The sequence below is a fragment of the Paenibacillus xylanilyticus genome, from assembly GCF_013359935.1.
In the GTDB taxonomy this organism is placed as follows: Bacteria; Bacillota; Bacilli; order Paenibacillales; family Paenibacillaceae; genus Paenibacillus; species Paenibacillus xylanilyticus.
On sequence record NZ_JABMCB010000162.1, the window covers coordinates 1 to 485 of the forward strand.

At 53.2% G+C, this 485-nt stretch carries 3 tRNA genes; all 3 read right to left on the minus strand.

Features of this window, described 5'->3' with window-relative positions:
* Positions 1–65: 65 nt before the first annotated feature.
* A tRNA-Thr gene (locus tag HP552_RS07075) sits at positions 66–141 on the minus strand.
* Between the two features lie 5 nt (positions 142–146).
* A tRNA-Val gene (locus tag HP552_RS07080) sits at positions 147–222 on the minus strand.
* A gap of 124 nt (positions 223–346) precedes the next feature.
* A tRNA-Glu gene (locus tag HP552_RS07085) sits at positions 347–418 on the minus strand.
* Positions 419–485: the final 67 nt, after the last annotated feature.

Sequence of the window (485 nt, forward strand, 5' to 3'; positions counted from 1 at the left end):
ACCCGCGATCTCCTGCGTGACAGGCAGGCATGTTAGGCCAACTACACCACGGTTCCAGGCATTAATGGTGCCGGCGAGAGGACTTGAACCCCCAACCTACTGATTACAAGTCAGTTGCTCTACCAGTTGAGCTACACCGGCATATATGGTGGAGGCTGAGGGGCTCGAACCCCCGACCCTCTGCTTGTAAGGCAGATGCTCTCCCAGCTGAGCTAAGCCTCCATATATATGACCCGTAGGGGATACTCTCACTTCGTTTGAGACTGCGTAGCAGCTGCTCACGAAGTTTATCCTCCGACGAACCATTGGGATTCTCATCCCCTTGATGCTTAAAGAAGTAATGCTATGACCCGTAGGGGATTCGAACCCCTGTTACCTCCGTGAAAGGGAGGTGTCTTAACCCCTTGACCAACGGGCCTTAATGGCTCCCCGAACAGGACTCGAACCTGTGACAACTCGATTAACAGTCGAGTGCTCTACCAACT